At 49.4% G+C, this 255-nt stretch carries 1 pseudogene; it reads right to left on the bottom strand.

The annotated features are described in order from the left end of the window. Positions 1-255, bottom strand: a pseudogene (locus IB241_RS28120) (IS481 family transposase); the annotation flags it as partial.

Here is a 255-nt window from a genome sequence, read left to right as displayed (position 1 = left end):
TTACAAACAACAACTTTCCTTTCCACATGATTGAGCCGTTCTGTCTGACGCTTCGTACTTTCATTTCCGCGGCATACTCCACATCCGGCAGACATCCTGGATAAGGTCGAGTAGACGGCACATATACCTCACCCGGGCGCTTCATGCCCAGCGCCTCGTGAGGTCGTATGTAATTGAATTCATGTCGAAAATGCTCCAGCAAGAGCTGCTGCTCAACCAGGTTTTTCCCCAGTGGCAACTCAAACTTCAAACTAC

The organism is Pseudomonas sp. PDM05 (assembly GCF_014851685.1).
Lineage (GTDB): Bacteria > Pseudomonadota > Gammaproteobacteria > Pseudomonadales > Pseudomonadaceae > Aquipseudomonas.
Note: the sequence above shows the minus strand (reverse complement) of the source record. Positions and strands in the feature narration are given on the sequence as shown.